We start from the raw sequence: 19,747 nt of genomic DNA on the forward strand, positions 1-19,747 counted from the left end.
CCTTGCGGCCAAGATTACAGGTAGTAATCCTTCAGAGGTGGGAAACCGTTAAAACACACCGCTGAATAAGTGGTGGTGTAAGCACCGGCAGTTAACCAGTACATACGGTCTCCAATCGCGAGGTCATTCGGCAGACCATAGCTGTAATGTTCGTACATGATGTCGGCACTATCGCAGGTTGGGCCGGCGATAACACATTTATCCAACTCACCTTGTTTGTGGGTGAAGATTGGGAATTTAATCGCTTCATCCATGGTTTCGATTAAACCAGAGAACTTACCCACATCGGTAAATACCCAACGCTCTAATGCGGTGTAGGATTTCTTACTGATCAGCACCACCTCAGACACCAATACCCCAGCGTTAGAGATCAGCGAGCGACCAGGCTCCAGAATGATCTGTGGCAAATCGTCACCAAAATCTTCCTTCAGGAAGTGGGTGATTTGCTCGGCATACACACCGAGTTGATTGGTTTTGTCGATATAGTTTGCAGGGAAACCGCCACCCATATTGATCATCTTCAGGACGATGTTGTGCTCATCGCGCAGACGATCGAAGATGCTCTTCACTTTACCAATCGCCGAATCCCAAGCGCCGATATCACGTTGCTGTGAACCCACGTGGAATGAAATACCAAAGGGCTCTAAGCCTAATTCCTTCGCCAGAACTAACAGCTCATAAGCCATCTCATTTTGGCAACCAAACTTACGAGACAGTGGCCAGTCGGCGGTGTCTGTGCCTTCGGTCAGGATGCGCACATAGATGCGTGAACCCGGTGCTTCTTCGGCGATCATGCGTAAGTCGGCTTCTGAATCCGATGCATACATACGCACACCACGCTCATAAAACGCACGCACATCTTGACGCTTTTTGATGGTATTGCCATAGCTCACGCGGTCAGGCGTTACGCCCACGTTAGTGACCATATCTAATTCATAAATCGACGCAATATCGAAGTTTGACCCTTTGTTTTTCAGTAACGTCAGGATCTCAGCCGCAGGGTTTGCCTTAACTGCATAATAAACATCGGCATAAGGAAAACTATTAACCATGTCATCGTATTGTTTCGCAATGATACTGGTATCAATCACCACGAACGGGGTCGCTTTATCTTTAGCAAACTCTTCGATACGCTTGAAGGTTTCAGCATCATAATAGTCAGCAACATCAATAGATTGAAATTGGCTCATTGGGCCAGAGTCTCCTTTGGGTCAAATGGTAAAAAATTGGCTTATCTGTCTTAAAAACGTGCGCAGTAAACGCTATTTTTTTATTTTACGCAACGAATTTTTATGCTTAATAACTAACTTTTTATTCCGTGAAATTTTAAGTGACATCAAACGTAAAAAAACTGCCATCAAAACAGATGATTATGCACAAGAGCACAACAGAGAATATTGACGTTTTTGAGGTAGGAAAAATGAATTTTTTACGACGACAATCCAAGCTTATGCAGCTAAGGATGATCTGAGGAAAAATACTGAGTAACACTGGTCGGCCGATGAGCGATTCAAGCTTGAGCCGTGCGAGCCCAGAATCACCACTCTAAAGCGAGATGAAATAAGTTGAGGGGTGAGCCCTTCAACATAGCCCCCCTCAACATTGACCACGAAGAACGGACTATTGCGACTCGTTTAATTTCGCTAGAGCTTGGCTTAAGGCTTCACTCGAATCGAAGTAGGCGATGTCTTGAATATTACGGTGATCCAGTAAAATCATCGTCGCCATATCTTTAGTATCGGGTAGCAGACGGCTGATCTCGCCCTCTCTGTCTAAGCCAATGGCAAAAGGCAACTCCTGCATTTGCGGCACGGCGACAAATTTGGCGATCAGTGATGGCATACCACTGATATCCGCCACATAGACTAAATGCTGCGGAAACTTATCTCCCGCCAATGGCGTCAGGGTTTCTTTAATAATATCGCCGCCTTTCATACTGCGGCTAAAGAGCACTACTTTGGTGTCGTCGGTCACACTGACCGCTTGCTCGTTTTGATCCTGTAATGAAATAGGATTGATCGCATCCCCAGCAACATAACTTGCCGCCAAGGCCATCATGGGAGTGAAAAGGAAGGACAGGCACAACAACAGCTTTCTCATAAACACGTAACTCCATTTTTGATACGGGCAATAGCATACCCGAGTCTCGCAATCGGCTCATTTAATCCGAACCATTACATGATACGCTTCACAATGCATGACGAATACGCCTTTCAAAGCAATTGTGCGTTATACTAGGGCGGTTAAATTTATTGCAAGGATATCATAATGATAACACCAGGACTCGATCAAGAATTGCAACAACTGCAGGGCGTTTACCAGCTGATCACCGAGTTTTTAGTCAATTATAGTTTCCAATTACTCGGTGCCGCGCTGGTCTTTTTGTTGGGTCTGTGGGTCGCCAGCAAAGTCTCGCGCTTAGTGGCCAAACAGTGTGAAAAACACCAAATCGACATCACCCTCAGTAACTTTGTCAGCAATCTGATCCGTATCCTGATCATTGTCATGGTGGCGATTATTGCCCTAGGCAAGATAGGCATTAGTGTCACCCCCATGGTGGCGGCAATTGGTGCGGCTTCCCTCGGTGCCGGTTTAGCTCTACAGGGCATGCTGTCGAACTATGCTGCTGGGGTCACGATTATTGTGACTCGCCCTTTTGTGGTTGGAAATACCATCGAAATCAAAGGTGAAAGCGGTGTTGTCACGCGGATTAATTTGGGGATGACGATTTTAACCAATGAGGAAGGCGAGCAAATTAGCATTCCTAACAAGCACATCGTCGGCGAGATCTTACATAACTCCTTCAGCAATAAGCTGGTCGAAACCCAATTTAACCTGAGTTATAACAACGACCCCGAGGCGGCGATAAGCCTCATCACTGAGCTGCTGAGCCAAAACCCCAATGTCAGTCAGGACACTACGCCAAATATTGGTATCAATGGTTTTAATGCCATCGGCATCGAGATTGGTGTGCGTTACTGGGTACCGACCCAAAGTTACTTCCAGCATAAATACAAGATAAATCTAGCGATTTACAACGCCCTCAAACAGGCTGGAATCGAAATGGCTTGCCCAGTGCGAGAAATTCATCTGCAAGAAAAGTAAGCGCATCCGCCGAGGCGAGTGGCTTCCACCGTTCGCTTCATCTGACACAGTTAACTTGCAATTTTTTCGGGATACGCGTTTACTGTGCAGCCCAAATATCGATAGTGATGGAATACTATGTCGTTGATACTTATCATTATAGCCTTTGTCGTTCTGTTTATTCTTTTTGCCAAATACCAAAAAAAGAAGATACAAGCCGAAGCGCTTGCCGCTGGGGAACCTTCGGCGCTACTCAATCACGGACTTACATTAATCAATCAGGGTCAAGTCAACTCGGGCCTAGACTATATTCAGCAGGCCGTTGATAAAGGCTTCGCCGTGGCCGCCATTGCCATGGCCGAGCTGTATTCGGGTCGATTCCCCCAAGTCCCCGCCGATCCTAAGGCATCTGAATATTGGTATCGAAAAGCTGCCGAAATCGATCCGCAATATTTACCCATGCTCACCCTGACTAGCTTGGTCGCCTCAGAGGCGCAAACACCAGAGCAGTTACGCGAGCAGGTAGAACAACTCAAAGCCAGTGCTGAAGCGGGGCAAGTCGAGTTTCAATATGAGCTCGCCTATTTGTATCTCAGACAAGCCTTTCTCGATCCCGATGCAAGCCAAGCCATTTACTGGTTCGAAAAGGCGGCCGCCCAAGGCAACCAAGATGCCTATTACCACTTAGGTACGCTGTATTGGCACGATGAACGTGTCACGCCAGACTATAGCAAAGCGCGGGAATACTTTGAGAAAGCCGTCGCCGCCGGTGATGAACACGCAAAAGATAACTTAGGCCATATGCTGGCCTCAGGCCAAGGCGGCCCTAAGGATCTCGTCCGCGCCGAAGCCTTACTCAGCGAATATGCCGCAGAAAATGATTTTCGCCAGTATTACCTAGGCAAACGTTTCCTCTATGGTGAAGATTTTGCCGTCGACTACGGCAAAGCCCGCTATTGGTTAGAAAAATCCTGCGCCACTGACAATGTCTTTGCCAAATTAGCGCTGGCACACCTTAAACTACTCGACCCACAAACTGATAATGACTACCAGCAGGCAAGAACAGAATTCGAGACGCTGGCGTCCCAGTGGCAAGAGGAAGCCCTATTCGGTCTAGGTAAAATCTACGAGGAAGGCTTAGGCGTCTCGCGCCAACCGATTAAAGCCTTAATGTATTACCAACTGGCGGCCATGAGCCATATCAGTGACTATCAAGACGCATACGAGAAGCTCAGTAAGCGCTTGGGCACCTTAGAGATCCGCGAAGTCCAGAGTCTGTGTAATAACTTTCTGCATCAACATCCTATCCCTGATGAGCAGCAGGCTTATTACCATCTTAACCAAGCAGAAACCTGCCGCAAGGGTGAGCATCCGAGCCGCGAAGCGCTGCAAACCGCAGAGTCTTGGTACCGCAAAGCCGCTGATTTAGGCAGCCAAGATGGCATGCAAGCCCTCGTTGATATCAACCGCCACGAGTCGATTGATAAACCGGTTCAGACATATATTTGGTCGAGCATATTACTGCGCAACTTTGGGCAATACGGGATGAATAGCGATCAACTATTGTATCAACAACAGGCCCTATCCCGCTTAACGGAGTCCGAGCTGTTGTATGCCCAAGATGAAATCGAGAGGATTGAAACCCAGCTAGCACCTTACCTACAGAGCAACGAATAAGGGATAAGCAGCTGATTGCTAGGGGTTAGCCGCTTGGCTAATCCCTGCACTTAAAACCACGGCTTAAGCCGTGGTTTTGCTCAAATGCCGCAGCAATGTTGCCAACGTTGGCGCAACAGTTTGATGGGATGGATAACACAAACCGATACGGCGAAACATCCGAGGACCATCGAATTTAATCTGTTTAAGCCTAGGCTCATCTTCGATTAATCCATCGGGGAGAAAACTCACCCCAAATCCCGCCAGTACCAGTGACATCACCAAAGACTTAGATTCTGCCTTCGCCACCAAATTGAGCGACAAATTGCTGCAGGCGAGTAAGCCTATGGTTTGCTGGTGCGCCTCGCAGGGTGGGCACTCAATAAAATCGTACTGACTTAACTCTTCGGGGCGAATACTGCTAACCTGGGCCAGTGAATGCTCCCTTGGCACACATAGCACATAGTCCTCCTCCCACAGCGGAAAAAACACTTCATCCTCATGGCGTAAACTGTCTAAGGTTAATCGGCAATCCGCAGGACTTTGATAATCCACCAGCTCTAAATCTAAATGGCTAATCGCCTGATTAATTTGAGTTAATAATCCAGCAAGGCGACGCTGACTCAGATCGGGCATCACGGCTAAGCGCAGCTTTTGCCGACTCGCTTTTGCCATAAATAGAGCGGGTAATTTACTGGCTTCCTCCACCAACTTAACCGCCAGCGGATACAGATAATGGGCACTATCCAAGGCTTTTACGCCTTTTTTACTGCGCTCGAATAAGGCGCCGCCTAGCTCTTCCTCTAACTGTTTAAGCCCAGCCGAGAGCGAGGGCTGGCTGACATAACAGCGCGTTGCAGCCGCCGTAATATTGTTTTCTTCATAAATCGCGATAAAAAACCGCAATAAGCGTAAATCCACCATCTAACGTCACCCTATCAACCCAACATTCTGTCATAGGCAAAGCCTATCATATTCAGTGGAAATAAGTATTTTTCAGTCTATAAACCGCTACTTATACTGGCTCCCAAGTTAGAGGTCTATCAATCCACCTTATTTACCGCGTCTAAAGATAGGAATGACAAATGACAAAAACCACTCAGCCCCTCGTTGTAATCACTGGCGCTTCATCGGGCATAGGTGCCGCCATCGCTAAACAATTTAGCGCCGCAGGACACCCGCTATTACTACTGGCGCGCCGTGTAGAACCAATGCAAGCCCTTGAGTTACCCAATAGCCTAGCGATAGCCGTCGATGTGACAGACACCACCGCCATCCAGGCCGCCATTAACCAAGCGGAAGCACAGTTTGGCCCAGTCGGTTGCCTTATCAACAACGCCGGCGTCATGCTGCTCGGGCAAATCGACACTCAAGATCCCAACGAATGGAGTCGCATGCTCAATATCAATGTGATGGGCGTACTCAATGGTATCCATGCGGTTTTAGCCAGCATGAAGGCGCGCAAAACGGGCACCATTATCAATATCAGTTCGGTCGCGGGACGTAAGACCTTCCCCAACCATGCGGCTTATTGCGCGACTAAATTTGCCGTGCATGCCTTAACCGAAAATATCCGTGAAGAAGTGGCGATGGACGATGTACGCCTGATCACCATTGCACCGGGAGCGGTCGAGACAGAGCTCTTAAGCCACACCACGGATGATGCAATCAAAGCTGGCTATCAAGATTGGAAAGTTCAAATGGGCGGCGTGATTGCCCCCGAAAACGTGGCCGCTGCGGCATTATTTGCTTGGCAACAACCACAAAATGTCTGTGTGCGTGAGATAGTGTTAGCGCCAACACGCCAGCAACCTTAAGCGACTTGCTTAGCACGACCCTGTGTAATACAGGTCAAACGCAGTGTGCGAGTGCCGCTGCGTTTAAAACTTAGAAATCGACCGAGCGTCCTCAACCCTAGCCACTGTACCGAATTACGCTAGATTCACACTTAAGCAAAGTGGATTTCGGGCGAAATCACTCCGATTGACTACTTTAGCGATCGTAAATTTTACAAAGTGTTAACTCGATCACTCTCATTTTTTCGCCCTCTTCGGCTTAAAACCCTAGCTGCGACACAACAAGCTAATTTAGTAATAAAAACAAATCATTGTTTTTGAAAATGTAAATTCCCACCCAAATCATTCCACCACCAATCAATTAGATTTTTATCAATGAAATTTTTATAAATTAGATTTTTTTAATGGAAGTGATACACATCAAATAAACATCCCATCACCTTTGATAAATTTATTCACAAGGTGGAAGCAATAGCCACATTCCACCAACAAAGTCATGTGAATGACAATTAAGAAAGGATGAGATGATGAAAACTTCAACTAAGATCGCAATCACCGTCGCGCTAATCAGCAGTTTGGGACTTCAAGCCTACGCCGCCGAGGGAGGCAATCCCAAAAAGGGGAAACACCTTTATAAAAAAGAATGTAAAGCCTGCCATAGCCAAGGTGGTGAAGGTGGCGAGCTGACCCCAATGAGCAAAACCATGAGCCAATGGGATCGCTTCTTCGACAAAGATAAACACAAACTCAAACCTGAGGTATTCAACGGCCTCACCGAGCAAGAGCTCAAAGATATACAGCAATTCCTGTATGACCATGCCGCCGACTCGGAGCAACCGCAAACCTGCGGTTAATCGCTGCTAAGCCGAAATCAAAGGGATAACCGCAGGCCTGCAACTGCAAGTTAACCCATTGAAATAAAACCAAGCCCAATAAGAGAAAAATGGGGAGCACACCTCAGGGCCTCCTGTTGGGTAAATTTGGCACAGGGCTTAGAGCCAGTGCCAGCGGAACACTCAGGGAGAAACCCTATGCGTACACCTACACTCATTTCGATATTGGTTGCGAATGCGCTGTTCATGTCCGGCCAAACCTTTGCCGCCGCCAATGAAACGCCAGCCGACACCCAAAAAATGGCCGAGCTGAAACAACAGCTGGCCGATATCACCGAACAGCTCGATGAACTCAATAGCCGCGTCGATAAAACCGAGCGCCACACTTCGTTAGACCGCCTTGAAATCACCGGCGACTTTAGAACCAAGGCCCACTCACTGCATTACCGCGATGTCGTTTGGAACCCCGCCATTAAAGTCAACTTTAATGACTTTGGCGCCAAGGCCATGTCCGGCGCCTTTGGGATGCCAAACGATCCTAACTCGCCACTCGGCCAAATGATGCAAGCCAATCCAGACCTTGCCGCCGCCTTTCAAAATGGCATGTTACAGGGGGTGATGCCCTATGTACTGGCGCAGCAACATATTCAAGATATTGATAACGATATCTTTTACACCACTCGCCTGCGGTTAAATCTTAAGGCCAAGGTATGGGATAACGTTAGCTTTGCCGGTCGTCTGAGCATGTATAAAAACTGGGGCGACTCCACCGGCGTACAAGTGTTCGACTCTTGGCGCTCATTTACTATGGATGGCACCAGCAGCGGCAACACCAGCGGTGACTGGTTAAGAGTAGAACGCGCCTATTTCGACTGGAAAAAAATCAATGGCTCCGAGTTTTACCTCTCGATTGGCCGCCGCCCATCCACCTATGGCCCACCAAGCCACTACCGTGAAAATGAACTGCGTGGCGGCACGCCTTCAGGCCATTTAGTTAACTTTAACTTCGACGGTGCAACCTTAGGCTACAACCTAGGGGAAATCACTGGAATTGAGGGGCAAGTGGTTCGCTTCTGTTATGGCCAAGGCTTTGAATCCCAATGGGGTAATGGCGAAATGTTTGGCGACATAGTCACCAAGGATACCCACCTCGGCGGCTTTAATATCGATGCCATCAATGACGGCACTAACTTTCTGCAATTTACCCTGTTTGGTGCCAAAGACATCAACGACGGCTTTAAAGGCACTATGGCCTTCCCGACCCAACTGGCGGGTATTTTTGCCCCGACCATGTATCAGGATATGCAAAAGTTCGACAACTTTAACTTTGTCACCCGAGTGCAACCTAGCGGCGTCATTGGTGATATGTACCTCGGCGGTATTGGCTTTGCACGTGAAGAAGCTAACGATATCAAATGGTTTGCCTCACTAGGCTGGACGCGCGCAGAGCCAAATGGCAATGCCGGAATGTTCGGCGGCATGCTATCCGATGCAATATTTGAAGCAGAGTTAAATAGCACCGGCACTGAAATCATCATGGTGCCGAAAACCAGCGATGATACCGATACCAAAGACGGCTATGGCATTTATGTAGGTATTCAAATCCCAGCGCCCTACGGCAAGTTTGGCTTGGAATATAACTACGGCTCTAAATATTGGACGCCCTTCACCCAAGCCCAAGATGACCCAATCGGTAGCAAGTTAGCCACCCGTGGCCACGTCGGTGAAGCCTATTACATCTTTGATATCAATCCAAAAATGTTTATCAAACTGGCAGGACTCTACTACGACTACGAATACACAGGTAGCGGCACACCTGTTGGCGCACCACAAAAAATCGATGAGGTGTTAGCGGGCTCAGCCTACTCGATGCTGCCGGTAGTCGATAAGGCCTTCGATGTGAACGCCTCGCTGACCATTAACTTCTAACCTAAATGCCATTCAGCCCTCGGTACTGCCGAGGGCAGGAGTACAGAATGAAAAAACTCATTGTTATTGCCTTAGCGGGTATGGCGTTGCAAGCGCAGGCTGCCAATCCCCATAAAGACGTCCTTAAAGGCCCCTTCGCCACAGGTTCAGAGGTCACGACTCAGTGCTTAACCTGCCACGAAGAACAAGCCACAGACATGATGAAAACCTCCCACTGGACATGGGAGTTAGAACAAAAGCTCCCCGATAGAACCGTATTACGCGGTAAGAAAAACAGTATCAATAACTTCTGTGTGTCGATTTCCAGCAACGAGCCTCGCTGCACCAGCTGCCACGCAGGTTATGGCTGGAAGGACAGTAACTTTGATTTTAAAGATAAAACCAAAGTGGACTGCCTAGTCTGCCACGACACCACAGGCACCTATGTAAAAGACCCCGCCGGTGCAGGCGAGCCCATGGCAAAACTCGCTCTGGCGAAGATCGCCCAAAACGTGGGTGAACCCGTGCGGGATAACTGTGGTAGCTGCCATTTCTATGGTGGCGGTGGTGATGCGGTCAAACACGGAGATCTCGACTCCTCCATGGCCTATCCCGATAAAGCCACCGATGTGCACATGGACAGCGATGGCAATAACTTCCAATGCCAAAACTGTCATACCACTGAAAAACATCAAATCTCGGGTAATGCCATGGGTGTATCCCCAGGCGGCATCGACCATATAGGTTGTGAGAACTGCCACGAGAGCGCGCCGCATAGCAACAAAAAGCTCAATACCCATACCGCAACCGTAGCTTGCCAAACCTGCCATATTCCCTTCTTCGCTAAGAATGAACCCACCAAGATGCACTGGGATTGGTCAACTGCGGGTGATGATAAACCTGAGACCGTTGATCAATATGGCAAACACTCCTATCAGAAGAAAAAGGGTGACTTCGTGTGGGAGAAAATGGTCAAGCCCCAGTACGCTTGGTACAACGGTACGGCTAACGCTTATATGGCGGGGGACAAAATGGACCCGAATGTCGTCACTAAACTGACCTACCCTATGGGCGACATTAACGATGCTAAAGCCAAGATTTATCCCTTTAAGGTGCATACTGGTAAGCAGATTTACGACAAAAAACTCAACATCTTTATCACCCCAAAAACCTATGGCAAAGGCGGATATTGGAGCGAGTTTGATTGGAATTTAGCGGCGAAACTGGGTATGGAAGCAAACACCACCATGACTGAAAAAGACATCAAATACAGTGGTGAATATGACTTTGCCGCCACTGAAATGTGGTGGCGTATCAACCACATGGTGTCCCCAAAGGAACAAGCCCTTAACTGTAATGACTGCCACAACAAAGGCACTCGTCTCGATTGGCAAGCCTTAGGCTATCAAGGCGATCCAATGAAAAACAAGCAAGGCCCTAAGCACAAACAACCATAAGCTGTTCCACTCGCTATCGCCTAACCGAACTTAAGGCATAGCGAGTATCGCTCCCCTGCAAACCTTTGAGAGCTTAGCACCCGCTGGCTAAGCTCTCTTTTTTATCGTGCTATACCTGCCAACAAAGACAAATCGCCGCAGTTAAAAAATATTACTGTCCCAGTTTGTCTCAACCTACAGGCGTGAAAAGGAGTTTGGCTCTGTTTATAAGTCAAATTAACTGATTTTTATGGCATTTATTTTGCCTAATCAGGCAATGTTCAATTGTGGCAACCTCTATGACCGCGGGCAAAACCCCAACACAGCACTCGACTCAACCGCTCAACCGTTTACTCGGTGAAACCAGCGGCGCCTTTGCCGACCTAGGCACTTTTTTACCCTTAGTCTTGGGCTTAATTGCCCTAAACCAATTTTCGCCCCAAGGGATATTTTTAGGTTTCGGCTTATTCGCGATCTTAAGCGCCTTATTTTATCGCCGCCCTATTCCCGTCCAACCCATGAAGGTCATCGCCGCCCTCGTGATCGCCCAAGGCTTAACGCCTGGGATGCTGCAAGCCAGCGCCATGCTGATGGGTATCATACTGTTAATCTTGGCGTTTAGTGGCGCCATCACTTGGCTTGCCAAGCAATTATCCCAAGCCGTGAGCGTCGGTATCCAGCTTGCTATTGGACTGCAATTAATGTGGATGGGCACTAAGATGATGAGCGACTTTTGGCTGCTCGGACTCGGCGCGTTTGCCTTGCTATTTGTGAGTAAATTCTTACCGTTACGTTACCTTGCTATGCCACTGGTGATCGCAGCTGGCATGTTGTGGCAAGCCAACAGCCAAACCGAAATAACTAGCAGCCTGAATATTCCCGCATTGAGCGCCTCACTGCATTTGGCTTGGCCTAGCCTCAATGAGTGGAGCTCGGCGGCGATTTTACTGGTGTTGCCACAGCTCGCCCTCACCTTAACCAATGCGGTGATAGCCACCTCGGCCATGGCGCAGGAAAAATTCCCCGAAGACGCCGCCAAACTCACGCCTAAAAACTTGGCCATTAGCTCTGGGCTTGCCAATTTGTTACTCGCGCCTTTTGGTGCGGCGGCCATGTGCCATGGCGCGGGAGGACTTGCGGTACAATACCACTTTGGTGCGCGCACTCACCTTGCGCCATTAATCTTCGGCGGTACTTGTGTGGCTATTGCCCTGTTTTGGGATAGCCAAATTGCGTGGTTACTCGGGCTTATCCCTGTGGCGATTCTCGGCAGTTTGCTGTCCATCGGTGGTTTGCAACTGGCGTGGTCAAAACGCCTTATCGATGGTAAACCCTTCTGTATCTTTGTGATCCTCGCAACCGCAGTCACTTGCTTGGCTGTCAACGCCGCCGCAGGGCTGGCTGTTGGGATTCTTCTCGAGCAGGGTCGCCGCACTTGGGCCATGCTCGCCATGCGTTAAGCACCGATATCTCCAAGAAAGTAAAAACCACAGCACATCTCAGTGCTGTGGTTTTATCCCTTAAAATGTTCTTGCCGGATTGGTGGGCGTATCCTTTTGTGCCAGCGCCCATTTCGCTATCGCATCCTTACGCATAAAACCCACTTTTGAATGTGCTTTCGCGTATTGAATAAACTTGTCTAAGGCATTGGCAAGACCTGGCGTGCCCCCGATACGGTCGTGCACACTAATCGACATCATCCGCCGCTGGGATGCGCCTTCTTGATAGAGCATATCGAATTCATCTTTAAGCTCCTGTAAGAAGGCGGCAGCCGTCATCGCAGTGTTACCACCAAAGCGACCTATATCATTGTTACGTAAGGTATAAGGCACCACGACAAACGGTTTACCCTGCACAGGGATAATTGAAGGTTCATCCCTTGATAGATCATCAATATGATAGATAAAGCCTAGATCCTGCAGGATATTTAAGGTTTGGGTGCTATGGCGCATCCAAAACGCATTAAACCCTATGGGGTGCTGGCCAGTGATCTTTTCTAAAGTATTAATACTCTGGATGTAAGAATCACGCTCCTGCGCTGGCGACATACTGTATTGCGGCGTCCACGTCTGCCCATGGCCAGAAATCTCATGGCCTTCATCCGCCACTTGTTTGGCAAGTTGTGGATGTAGTTCGGCGGCGCGGCCCACCATGTGGGATGTCACCTGAATATTGTGCTTACGCCATAAACGTAGCAAACGCGGTATTCCCTCATTCATCCCGTAGTCGTACCAACTGGGGGTAATAGTATCTGGATACCCCTGCTCCATTGGTGGAAACGGACCTTCGGCGTTTTTATCCTGCGCACCAGCCTCAAACTGCATGGAGATAGAGATCACCAGTTGTTCGCCATTAGGCCAAAAACGCTTATTCATACTGCCTCCGACTGAAGTTTGTGTTTGATCATCGAGTGCTACTAAACCCGGTACCCCCATAGAAAAGGCTGACTGACTTAGCCCTACACCCGCAATCAAGGCACCGCCCGCCTGTAAACTGGTCTTTAAAAATTGTCGACGTGGGTTCATGACTTGACTCCTGTGGTTACAGCTTTAGCGGCAAGCTGGCTAAATAGCGTTTGATAATCCTCAAGGTGCCAGTTATCTGTGATAAAACCCTCATGAACTCGGTACATATCTACGGCGCGAAAATCAATTTTTTGCCCTTGTCCACGCTGTTCACCAAAGACACCAGTAAAATGGCCATTAAAGCGGAGACGCACAACCGCACGGTCACCGACCACCAGCAGATGCTCAACGGTTACAGAGAGATCGGGCACCGCCGCCCTAAAGGTTTTAGAGGCCTCCAGTGGACCAGTAATCCCCTGCGCACGACCATCTGGCAAAGTGCGATCGATAAAACTGGTCGCTAACGCCCAGTGGGCAAATGTTGGGTCGCCGGTATCCCAAAAACTAGCGTATAACAAGGCGGCGTGGGCAATAGATTCAGCCTGTGGCGAACCATCGCTGATCAGCTCCATTGCCGTCACCTTAGGAGTAAGGGCTGCTTTGACATCAACACTGGCTTGGGTTGAACCACCTTGAGCAGCAAACACCGCCAAGCTAAGACTTGCAAGCGCAAAGCCAAAAATAGCTAAACCGAGTAATCCTGAGCTCCATAAACCGACTTTTATCCAAGGCCCAACGGCGCAATAAGTACGATGTTGCATTATGCCACCTCATCATCACTTGAGCGGACCACTGCTTGCAGCGCCGCTTGATAACTTGGATAATCCGTATATCCAGCCGCACTGCCACCAAATAATGGCCCCTTATCGAAGGGCGATAGGGGTAATTGATTGGCTAATCGATAGGGCAGATCCGGGTTAGCAATAAAGGCACGGCCAAAGGCCACTAAGTCGGCATAACCTTTTTCGATAACCTCATTGGCACGCTCGACATCGTAACGACCCGCCACAATAATGCTGCCTTTAAACACTTTGCGTAGCTCGATTCTGAAAGACTCAGGCACCTGCGGCGCATCGTCCCAATCGGCTTCCGACAAATGCAAATACGCTACGCCCAACGCCGATAAATGCTTAGCGGCTAACAGGATAGTATCGACTATCTCAGGGCAAGCCATATCCTTAAAAGTCACATAGGGTGCGAGGCGAACGCCTACTTTATCGGCACCAATCTGGGCACTTACCGCTTCAACCACTTCCAATAAAAAGCGAATACGTTTTTCAGGCGTGCCGCCATAGGCATCGGTTCTGTGGTTAGAATTAGTTCGTAGGAATTGGTCGATGAGATAACCATTGCCACCGTGGATTTCGATACCATCGAAACCTGCGGCAACGGCATTTGCCCCAGCGTTGGCAAAGTCGGCCACTACGCGGTCGATATCCGCTTGGGTCATTTCCCTCGGCTCGAGGCAATCCACCATTTGCCCCTCGGGGTGCAGCTCATCAACAATCCAAACTTTAGTGCCTACAGGAGTAATCGCCGAAGGCGCAATAGGCGCCCCGCCCTGCTGAAAAATCGGATGGGACACTCGGCCCACATGCCAGATTTGATTAAAGATTTTGCCGCCCGCTTGATGCACCGCCGCAGTGACCTTCTTCCAGCCGTCAATTTGTGCCTCGGTATAAACGCCGGGGGTAAAAGAGTAACCTTGGCTGTCGTCCGAAATTTGGGTCGCTTCTGTGATGATCAGACCAGCCGACGCACGCTGGGCGTAATATTGCGCCATTAAGTCGTTGGGAATATTCCCAGGCTGTGTGGTACGCGCCCGTGTCATCGGCGCCATCACGATACGATTTTGCAATGTCAGTGCCGCTGACTCATAGGCTGTAAATAAACTCATATGCACTCCGAACCATAAATGAAGTTTGAATATCTGAGTGCAATAGTGCATTAATTAATCTATATTGATAATCAGCCAAATATTTAAATCATTTTCAAAAATAATTTGATATGTACCATATAAACGATCTGCAACTCGCCCTGCGTATCGCGGCGCTCGAAAGCCTGTCCGCCGCCAGTAAAGAGGTTGGCATGACGCCCGCAGCCGCCAGCGCCGCCCTACAACGGCTTGAAAAAAAGCTAGGTTGTCAGCTGTTTGCGCGCTCGACACGGCGATTGCAGCTCACGGAAGAAGGGCGGATTTTTCTCGATGCCGCTAAGCCTGCTCTGGCCTTGCTCGAAACCGCTTCCGCCAACTTGGCCGAACATAGGGGCGAGCTGAAAGGTGAAGTACGCATTGCCTTGCCCTCTGATATAGGTCGCAGCCGGTTCCGCGGTTGGTTAGATGAGCTGATGGATAGCGCGCCAGATCTGTCGATCCAACTCTATTTTGGCGACCATATGGCGGATCTTATCGATCAAAATATCCATTTAGCCCTACGCTATGGCCAGCTTGAAGATTCCAATCTAAAACGGCGCCAACTGTCGATGACGCCAAGAGTGCTCGTCGCCTCCCCCGCTTATCTTGCTCAACATGGTGAGCCACAAACACTGAACGAACTGAGTCAGCACCAAGTGTTGATTTTAAATCGTGGCGGTGAGCCATGGCAGAAGTGGAAATTTAGCCACAATGGTGAAGCCGTAGAGATTGAAGTGAGAGGAAAACGCTTCTGTAACGACGGTGCCGTAGTACGCGATTGGGCGCTGGCGGGGCGAGGTATCGCCTATAAGAGCTGGCTCGATGTGGCGCAGGATGTCACCGAAGGTAGGCTAAAGCTTATCTTAGCCGATAAACTCGCACCTGCGGTGCCACTGCAATTGGTCTACCTGCAAACCGACTACCCGAGCCATAAAATACGCCGCACCATTGAGTTTTTAGCGCAAAAGCTGCAGCAATTTAGCCAAGAATATCCTGCACCTTAGAGGCAACTTGGCTGATTTAAACCACAGCGACTCAATAGTTCAGGTTATTAAAGGGAAATACTAGCCTTTAGGCAACACCACAGTTACCACACAGCCCTGTTGCCAAGGCAATCTGGCATGTGTCGATTGCTGACAATTTTCAATTTGAATACTGCCATGGTGGCGGCTAACGACATCCTTACAAATGGCTAAGCCCAAGCCGAGCCCCGCATCCTTGGTGGAGGCAAACGAGGCCATTAACTCGCTGGCTTGGCGCTGTAAACCCTCGCCATTATCTATGACTAATACTTTGATTTCACTGGAGTGGTAATAGATCTCAACCCTTAACTGCCGTGCTCGGTTATCCTTGCGGGCCTCCAGCGCATCGAGACTGTTTTTCACTAGGTTGACCCACATTTGGCTGAGGCCAACGCTGTCGCCCATCAACTCAAAGGGATGACCTTCGACTTGTAGTGTCACTTGTACCTCGGCGCGGTCTAACTCACGTCGTAGCAGAGCGAGAGCCTCTTTGACGACTAAGGTGACATTCAGCGATTCAGCCTTGGCCTGACGGCGCTTAAGCAAACCGCGAATACGGTGCACAACTGCCCCAGCCCGTATCGATTGCGCGTTGATTTTACCCAAAATATCATAGAGTTCAGGATTATCCTGCCCCAGCCTTTCTAGCTGTATCATGGCGCCTTCACTGTATTGGGTAATGGCGGCTATGGGTTGATTTAACTCATGGGCCAACCCTGCGCCAATCTCCCCGAGAATAGCCGCACTCTGCAACCGCTCTAGCTGCAAGGCTTTATCCTTTAACTGCCGCTCGGTGCTGACCAAAAACTCGCTCTTTTGGCGAAATTTATACTCGAGCCACAGGTGATAAATGGTCGATACGATAAAGATCAGCAGCAATACCCCGCCCCACTCTTTGTTTTTCTCCATCCATTTATAGACGGTTTGATACAGGGGCGGCGACGCGCCTTGAAGTTGTAATTCTTTAAATAACTCAATCACCTTGAGCTGGCTCACTGGCGCCGTCCAACCTAAGGTATCGGCGGTAATCGCCGCCACATGGTCGGCGGGCAAGTCAAACAAAGCACGGGTGATTTGCATGGTAATGCGCGGCGATACTGTATCCGCCGCCGCAAATGACCAGTTGGGATAGAGCTGAGTGCTCACCTCGCAATCATAGCCAGGCGGATTGGTTGGATGAATAACCCGATAGTCGGCCTGATTGATAAGCCCAGTTTCAATCATCTCCTCTAAGGTACAAAAAGGCGCAATAGCAGCGTCGGCATTGCCATCGCGCACTTGGTAGATTAACGGCTCGAGAGGAAAACCTAAGAATCGCACGTCACCGAAAAACTGCTCCGGCAGATAACCCATTTTATGCAGCAGTCCCATCGCCGCCTGATAGCCACCGAGTGCCTGCGGATCGCTGGCGACCACATTCTTACCCCGTAAATCCTGCAAACTGCGGATTGGACTATCGGCACGCACAATAATGGTCGCGCCTATGGTAAAAGTGCTACCCTGATGCTTACGACTCTTCATGGTCGCCAACCACGATAGCGGAAAGTTATTACTCAAATGCAGATACTGGCCGGGGTTGGTGACAATAAATTGCAAGTCGTGGCTAAGTAATTGGCTGCGCATGCCATTAAAATCCACTGGCACCACTTCAAAACGGCTATTAGGGACTTTTTCGCTGAGGTAATCCATCATTGGCTGCCAGCGTTGTTTCGCCTGTAACACGCCATGATTGGCCAGCACTCCCACTTTAAATTCATTGAAGGTAATGTCTTCATCGGCATAGGACAAATTGAGCCCCATCAGAGTCAAGATGCAGCTTAATACTAGCGCCCTACACCAAGTTACCATTGCTATTGCCTTGTCTTATATGCCTTTGTCTTCGGGACACTCTATAAGCTAGACAAAAATTAAGCTGTGAATAGCGCCAAACTCTCGGATCTAGCCCATGGGATTCGGCTAATTTAGTGATACACCTCCCAAGACCTCGGCTTAAAATTGAGCCAGCCCTCCGGCAGACTTAAGCTAATGGAGTAACAAACTACCGCAAGGGAAACCATGTCCACCAAGCTGCCACTGTATTTAGTCGATGATGATGAGGCGATTCTCGATTCCTTAGGCTTTATGCTCGGACAATTTGGCTATCAAGTACAAACCTTTAGCAGTGGTCGGGATTTTTTAACTCAATGCCCATTAACCCAGGCGGGCTGCGTGATTTGAGATAGTCGAATGCCGGAGATCACCGGCCAAGAAGTCCAGCAAAAGTTGCTCGAGACCCAAAGTCCGCTAGGGGTGATCTTTCTAACGGGCCACGGCGATTTGCCCATGGCATTAAGCGCCTTTCGCAAGGGCGCCTGCGACTTTTTTCAAAAACCTGTATCCGGCAAAGCTTTGGTTCAAGCGATTGAAAAAGCACATAAAGAAAGCCAAGCCAATTTTGAGCAACAGCATCTGCAGCAAAAATTTGCCCAACTAACCGAGCGCGAACAACAAGTATTAGCCCATGTGGTTCAAGGCATGACCAATAAACAGATCTCCGAAGCCATGTATTTATCCCTAAGAACCATCGAAGTCCATCGCGCTAAGATTATGAAAAAGCTCGAAGTTAGCAATATGGCAGAACTGGTACAGCATTTAGCTCACCTCAATGCCCTATTGCCCTAGCCATAACGAACCGCACAAACCAGACTTACCGACTGTCGCACTCGATAACTCATCTTTTCCTTAGCTAAAGAGACACAAAACAGCCCCCTGCGACAAGCTGTCGCAGTTTGTCAGTTTGGCTTTGTCGCTTAAGCAATAAACTGCCACACTCGGCTCAGGTTCTCTCCTTTATGTCCCGTAGGCATTAAAGATCCACTGCTTTAGAACCTTCCCCCGAGAACGGCCAGTGTTCTCGGGGCTTTTTTATTTCCTCATTCTGTTCATATTCCCGTTAAGTCATTGCTCAATCAAAGAATACGACGAAAGATTTAGCCTGAGGCTAATGTAAACCTTATGTTGCTAATTTAAATACTATCAATAGCTTAATGATCATAGCTAAAAGTTAAGTTAGAATATCGCCATCTTAGCAACAGGTGAGCAGTATGAGCCGTCTACACACATCTAAGGGATTTACCCTAATCGAACTGGTGGTCGTTATCATCATCTTAGGGATTCTTGCCGTGGTCGCAGCCCCTCGTTTTATGAATCTGAGCCAAGACGCCCACGATGCACGGGCAAAAGCCGCCTTCGCCGCCTTTACCTCTGGTGTAAAGCTGTATCACAGTTGTTGGCTTACGGGCGGACACTCGGGTTATACCCAAGATCTTGCCTGCTATGGTGATGGCACTGTCGACTCCACCACTACCGGCTTTCCCCTCGGAAGAGACACAGCCCAAAGCGGAAACCAAGGCACGCAATTACAAGGCGCTTTCTGCGGTGAGCTGTGGCAATCCTTACTCGATAATCCGGACACAGTCCTCGCCACTCACTTCGATTGGCAAGCAACCCCCAATGTCGATATCGTCTATTGGTATAGCGGCGGCGCGATAACTGACTCTAACACTTATTGTTACTTTAACTATGTGTCGGATGATCGCCGCCTTGGCAGCGAGAATTGGGAGCTAAAATACTATCCCCTCGATGGCCGCACTGTTGTCGGCCGCTCCACCTTATCGCAGTAATATCCGTTATCAGCCACAAGGCATAAAATC

General features: G+C 49.0%; 16 protein-coding genes and 1 pseudogene. 10 read left to right on the forward strand and 7 right to left on the reverse strand.

The annotated features are described in order from the left end of the window. Positions 1-14: 14 nt before the first annotated feature. The gene (locus M0415_RS14875; RefSeq protein WP_011624238.1) at positions 15-1,190 is read right to left on the reverse strand and encodes a type III PLP-dependent enzyme; all 1,176 of its coding nucleotides are present in this window, start codon (positions 1,188-1,190) and stop codon (positions 15-17) included. Positions 1,191-1,620: 430 nt separating this feature from the next. Then, positions 1,621-2,100 carry a hypothetical protein gene (locus M0415_RS14880; RefSeq protein WP_088210021.1) on the reverse strand — a complete coding sequence of 160 codons (480 nt, stop codon included), beginning with the start codon at positions 2,098-2,100 and terminating at the stop codon, positions 1,621-1,623. A 168-nt stretch (positions 2,101-2,268) separates the two neighbouring features. On the opposite strand from M0415_RS14880, the gene M0415_RS14885 reads away from it, so the two are divergent. Then, on the forward strand, positions 2,269-3,105 hold the full coding sequence (locus M0415_RS14885) for a mechanosensitive ion channel family protein (RefSeq protein WP_220054002.1): 837 nt from the start codon (positions 2,269-2,271) through the stop codon (positions 3,103-3,105). A gap of 117 nt (positions 3,106-3,222) precedes the next feature. Next, positions 3,223-4,761, forward strand: a complete 1,539-nt coding sequence (locus M0415_RS14890; RefSeq protein WP_249556322.1) for a tetratricopeptide repeat protein — start codon at positions 3,223-3,225, stop codon at positions 4,759-4,761. A 63-nt stretch (positions 4,762-4,824) separates the two neighbouring features. Here M0415_RS14890 and M0415_RS14895 read toward each other — a convergent pair whose 3' ends face one another. Then, a complete protein-coding gene (locus M0415_RS14895; protein ID WP_011718450.1) occupies positions 4,825-5,664 on the reverse strand; it encodes a LysR family transcriptional regulator in 840 nt (279 codons plus the stop codon). Between the two features lie 161 nt (positions 5,665-5,825). On the opposite strand from M0415_RS14895, the gene M0415_RS14900 reads away from it, so the two are divergent. From M0415_RS14900 to M0415_RS14920, 5 genes are all read left to right on the forward strand, one after another. Beyond that, complete coding sequence (locus M0415_RS14900; protein ID WP_249556323.1) at positions 5,826-6,557, forward strand: SDR family oxidoreductase; 732 nt, start codon at positions 5,826-5,828, stop codon at positions 6,555-6,557. 503 nt (positions 6,558-7,060) lie between these two features. Next, positions 7,061-7,390 (forward strand): c-type cytochrome, encoded by a 330-nt coding sequence (locus M0415_RS14905; RefSeq protein WP_249556324.1) that lies wholly within the window; start codon positions 7,061-7,063, stop codon positions 7,388-7,390. A gap of 177 nt (positions 7,391-7,567) precedes the next feature. After that, positions 7,568-9,298, forward strand: a complete 1,731-nt coding sequence (locus tag M0415_RS14910) for a DUF3373 domain-containing protein (protein WP_249556325.1) — start codon at positions 7,568-7,570, stop codon at positions 9,296-9,298. A 47-nt stretch (positions 9,299-9,345) separates the two neighbouring features. Next, positions 9,346-10,734, forward strand: a complete 1,389-nt coding sequence (locus tag M0415_RS14915; RefSeq protein ID WP_249556326.1) for a tetrathionate reductase family octaheme c-type cytochrome — start codon at positions 9,346-9,348, stop codon at positions 10,732-10,734. Between the two features lie 278 nt (positions 10,735-11,012). Continuing rightward, entirely contained in the window at positions 11,013-12,173 is a 1,161-nt protein-coding gene (locus tag M0415_RS14920; RefSeq protein WP_249556630.1) for a putative sulfate/molybdate transporter, read from the forward strand. 60 nt (positions 12,174-12,233) lie between these two features. On the opposite strand, the gene M0415_RS14925 is transcribed toward M0415_RS14920, so the two are convergent. Genes M0415_RS14925 through M0415_RS14935 form a run of 3 tightly spaced genes read right to left on the reverse strand, consistent with a single transcriptional unit; the run spans position 12,234 to position 15,015 of the window. Continuing rightward, positions 12,234-13,238, reverse strand: a complete 1,005-nt coding sequence (locus M0415_RS14925) for a polysaccharide deacetylase family protein (RefSeq protein WP_249556327.1) — start codon at positions 13,236-13,238, stop codon at positions 12,234-12,236. Further along, entirely contained in the window at positions 13,235-13,879 is a 645-nt protein-coding gene (locus tag M0415_RS14930) for an ester cyclase (RefSeq protein WP_249556328.1), read from the reverse strand. Before M0415_RS14930 ends, M0415_RS14925 begins: the two co-directional genes overlap by 4 nt. After that, on the reverse strand, positions 13,879-15,015 hold the full coding sequence (locus M0415_RS14935; RefSeq protein ID WP_249556329.1) for an alkene reductase: 1,137 nt from the start codon (positions 15,013-15,015) through the stop codon (positions 13,879-13,881). The genes M0415_RS14930 and M0415_RS14935 overlap by 1 nt, the downstream gene beginning before the upstream one ends. 110 nt (positions 15,016-15,125) lie before the next feature. Between M0415_RS14935 and M0415_RS14940 the strand changes: the two genes are divergently transcribed. After that, positions 15,126-16,037 (forward strand): LysR family transcriptional regulator, encoded by a 912-nt coding sequence (locus M0415_RS14940; RefSeq protein WP_249556330.1) that lies wholly within the window; start codon positions 15,126-15,128, stop codon positions 16,035-16,037. Positions 16,038-16,097: 60 nt separating this feature from the next. Here M0415_RS14940 and M0415_RS14945 read toward each other — a convergent pair whose 3' ends face one another. Then, positions 16,098-17,903, reverse strand: a complete 1,806-nt coding sequence (locus M0415_RS14945; protein ID WP_249556331.1) for a sensor histidine kinase — start codon at positions 17,901-17,903, stop codon at positions 16,098-16,100. A gap of 207 nt (positions 17,904-18,110) precedes the next feature. Here M0415_RS14945 and M0415_RS14950 point away from each other — a divergent pair. Further along, positions 18,111-18,716 (forward strand): annotated as a pseudogene (locus M0415_RS14950) (response regulator transcription factor). Between the two features lie 422 nt (positions 18,717-19,138). Next, a complete protein-coding gene (locus tag M0415_RS14955) occupies positions 19,139-19,717 on the forward strand; it encodes a type II secretion system protein (protein WP_249556332.1) in 579 nt (192 codons plus the stop codon). The last annotated feature ends 30 nt before the right edge of the window (positions 19,718-19,747 follow it).

The organism is Shewanella sp. 10B (assembly GCF_023475885.1).
Taxonomy (GTDB): Bacteria; Pseudomonadota; Gammaproteobacteria; order Enterobacterales; family Shewanellaceae; genus Shewanella; species Shewanella mangrovisoli.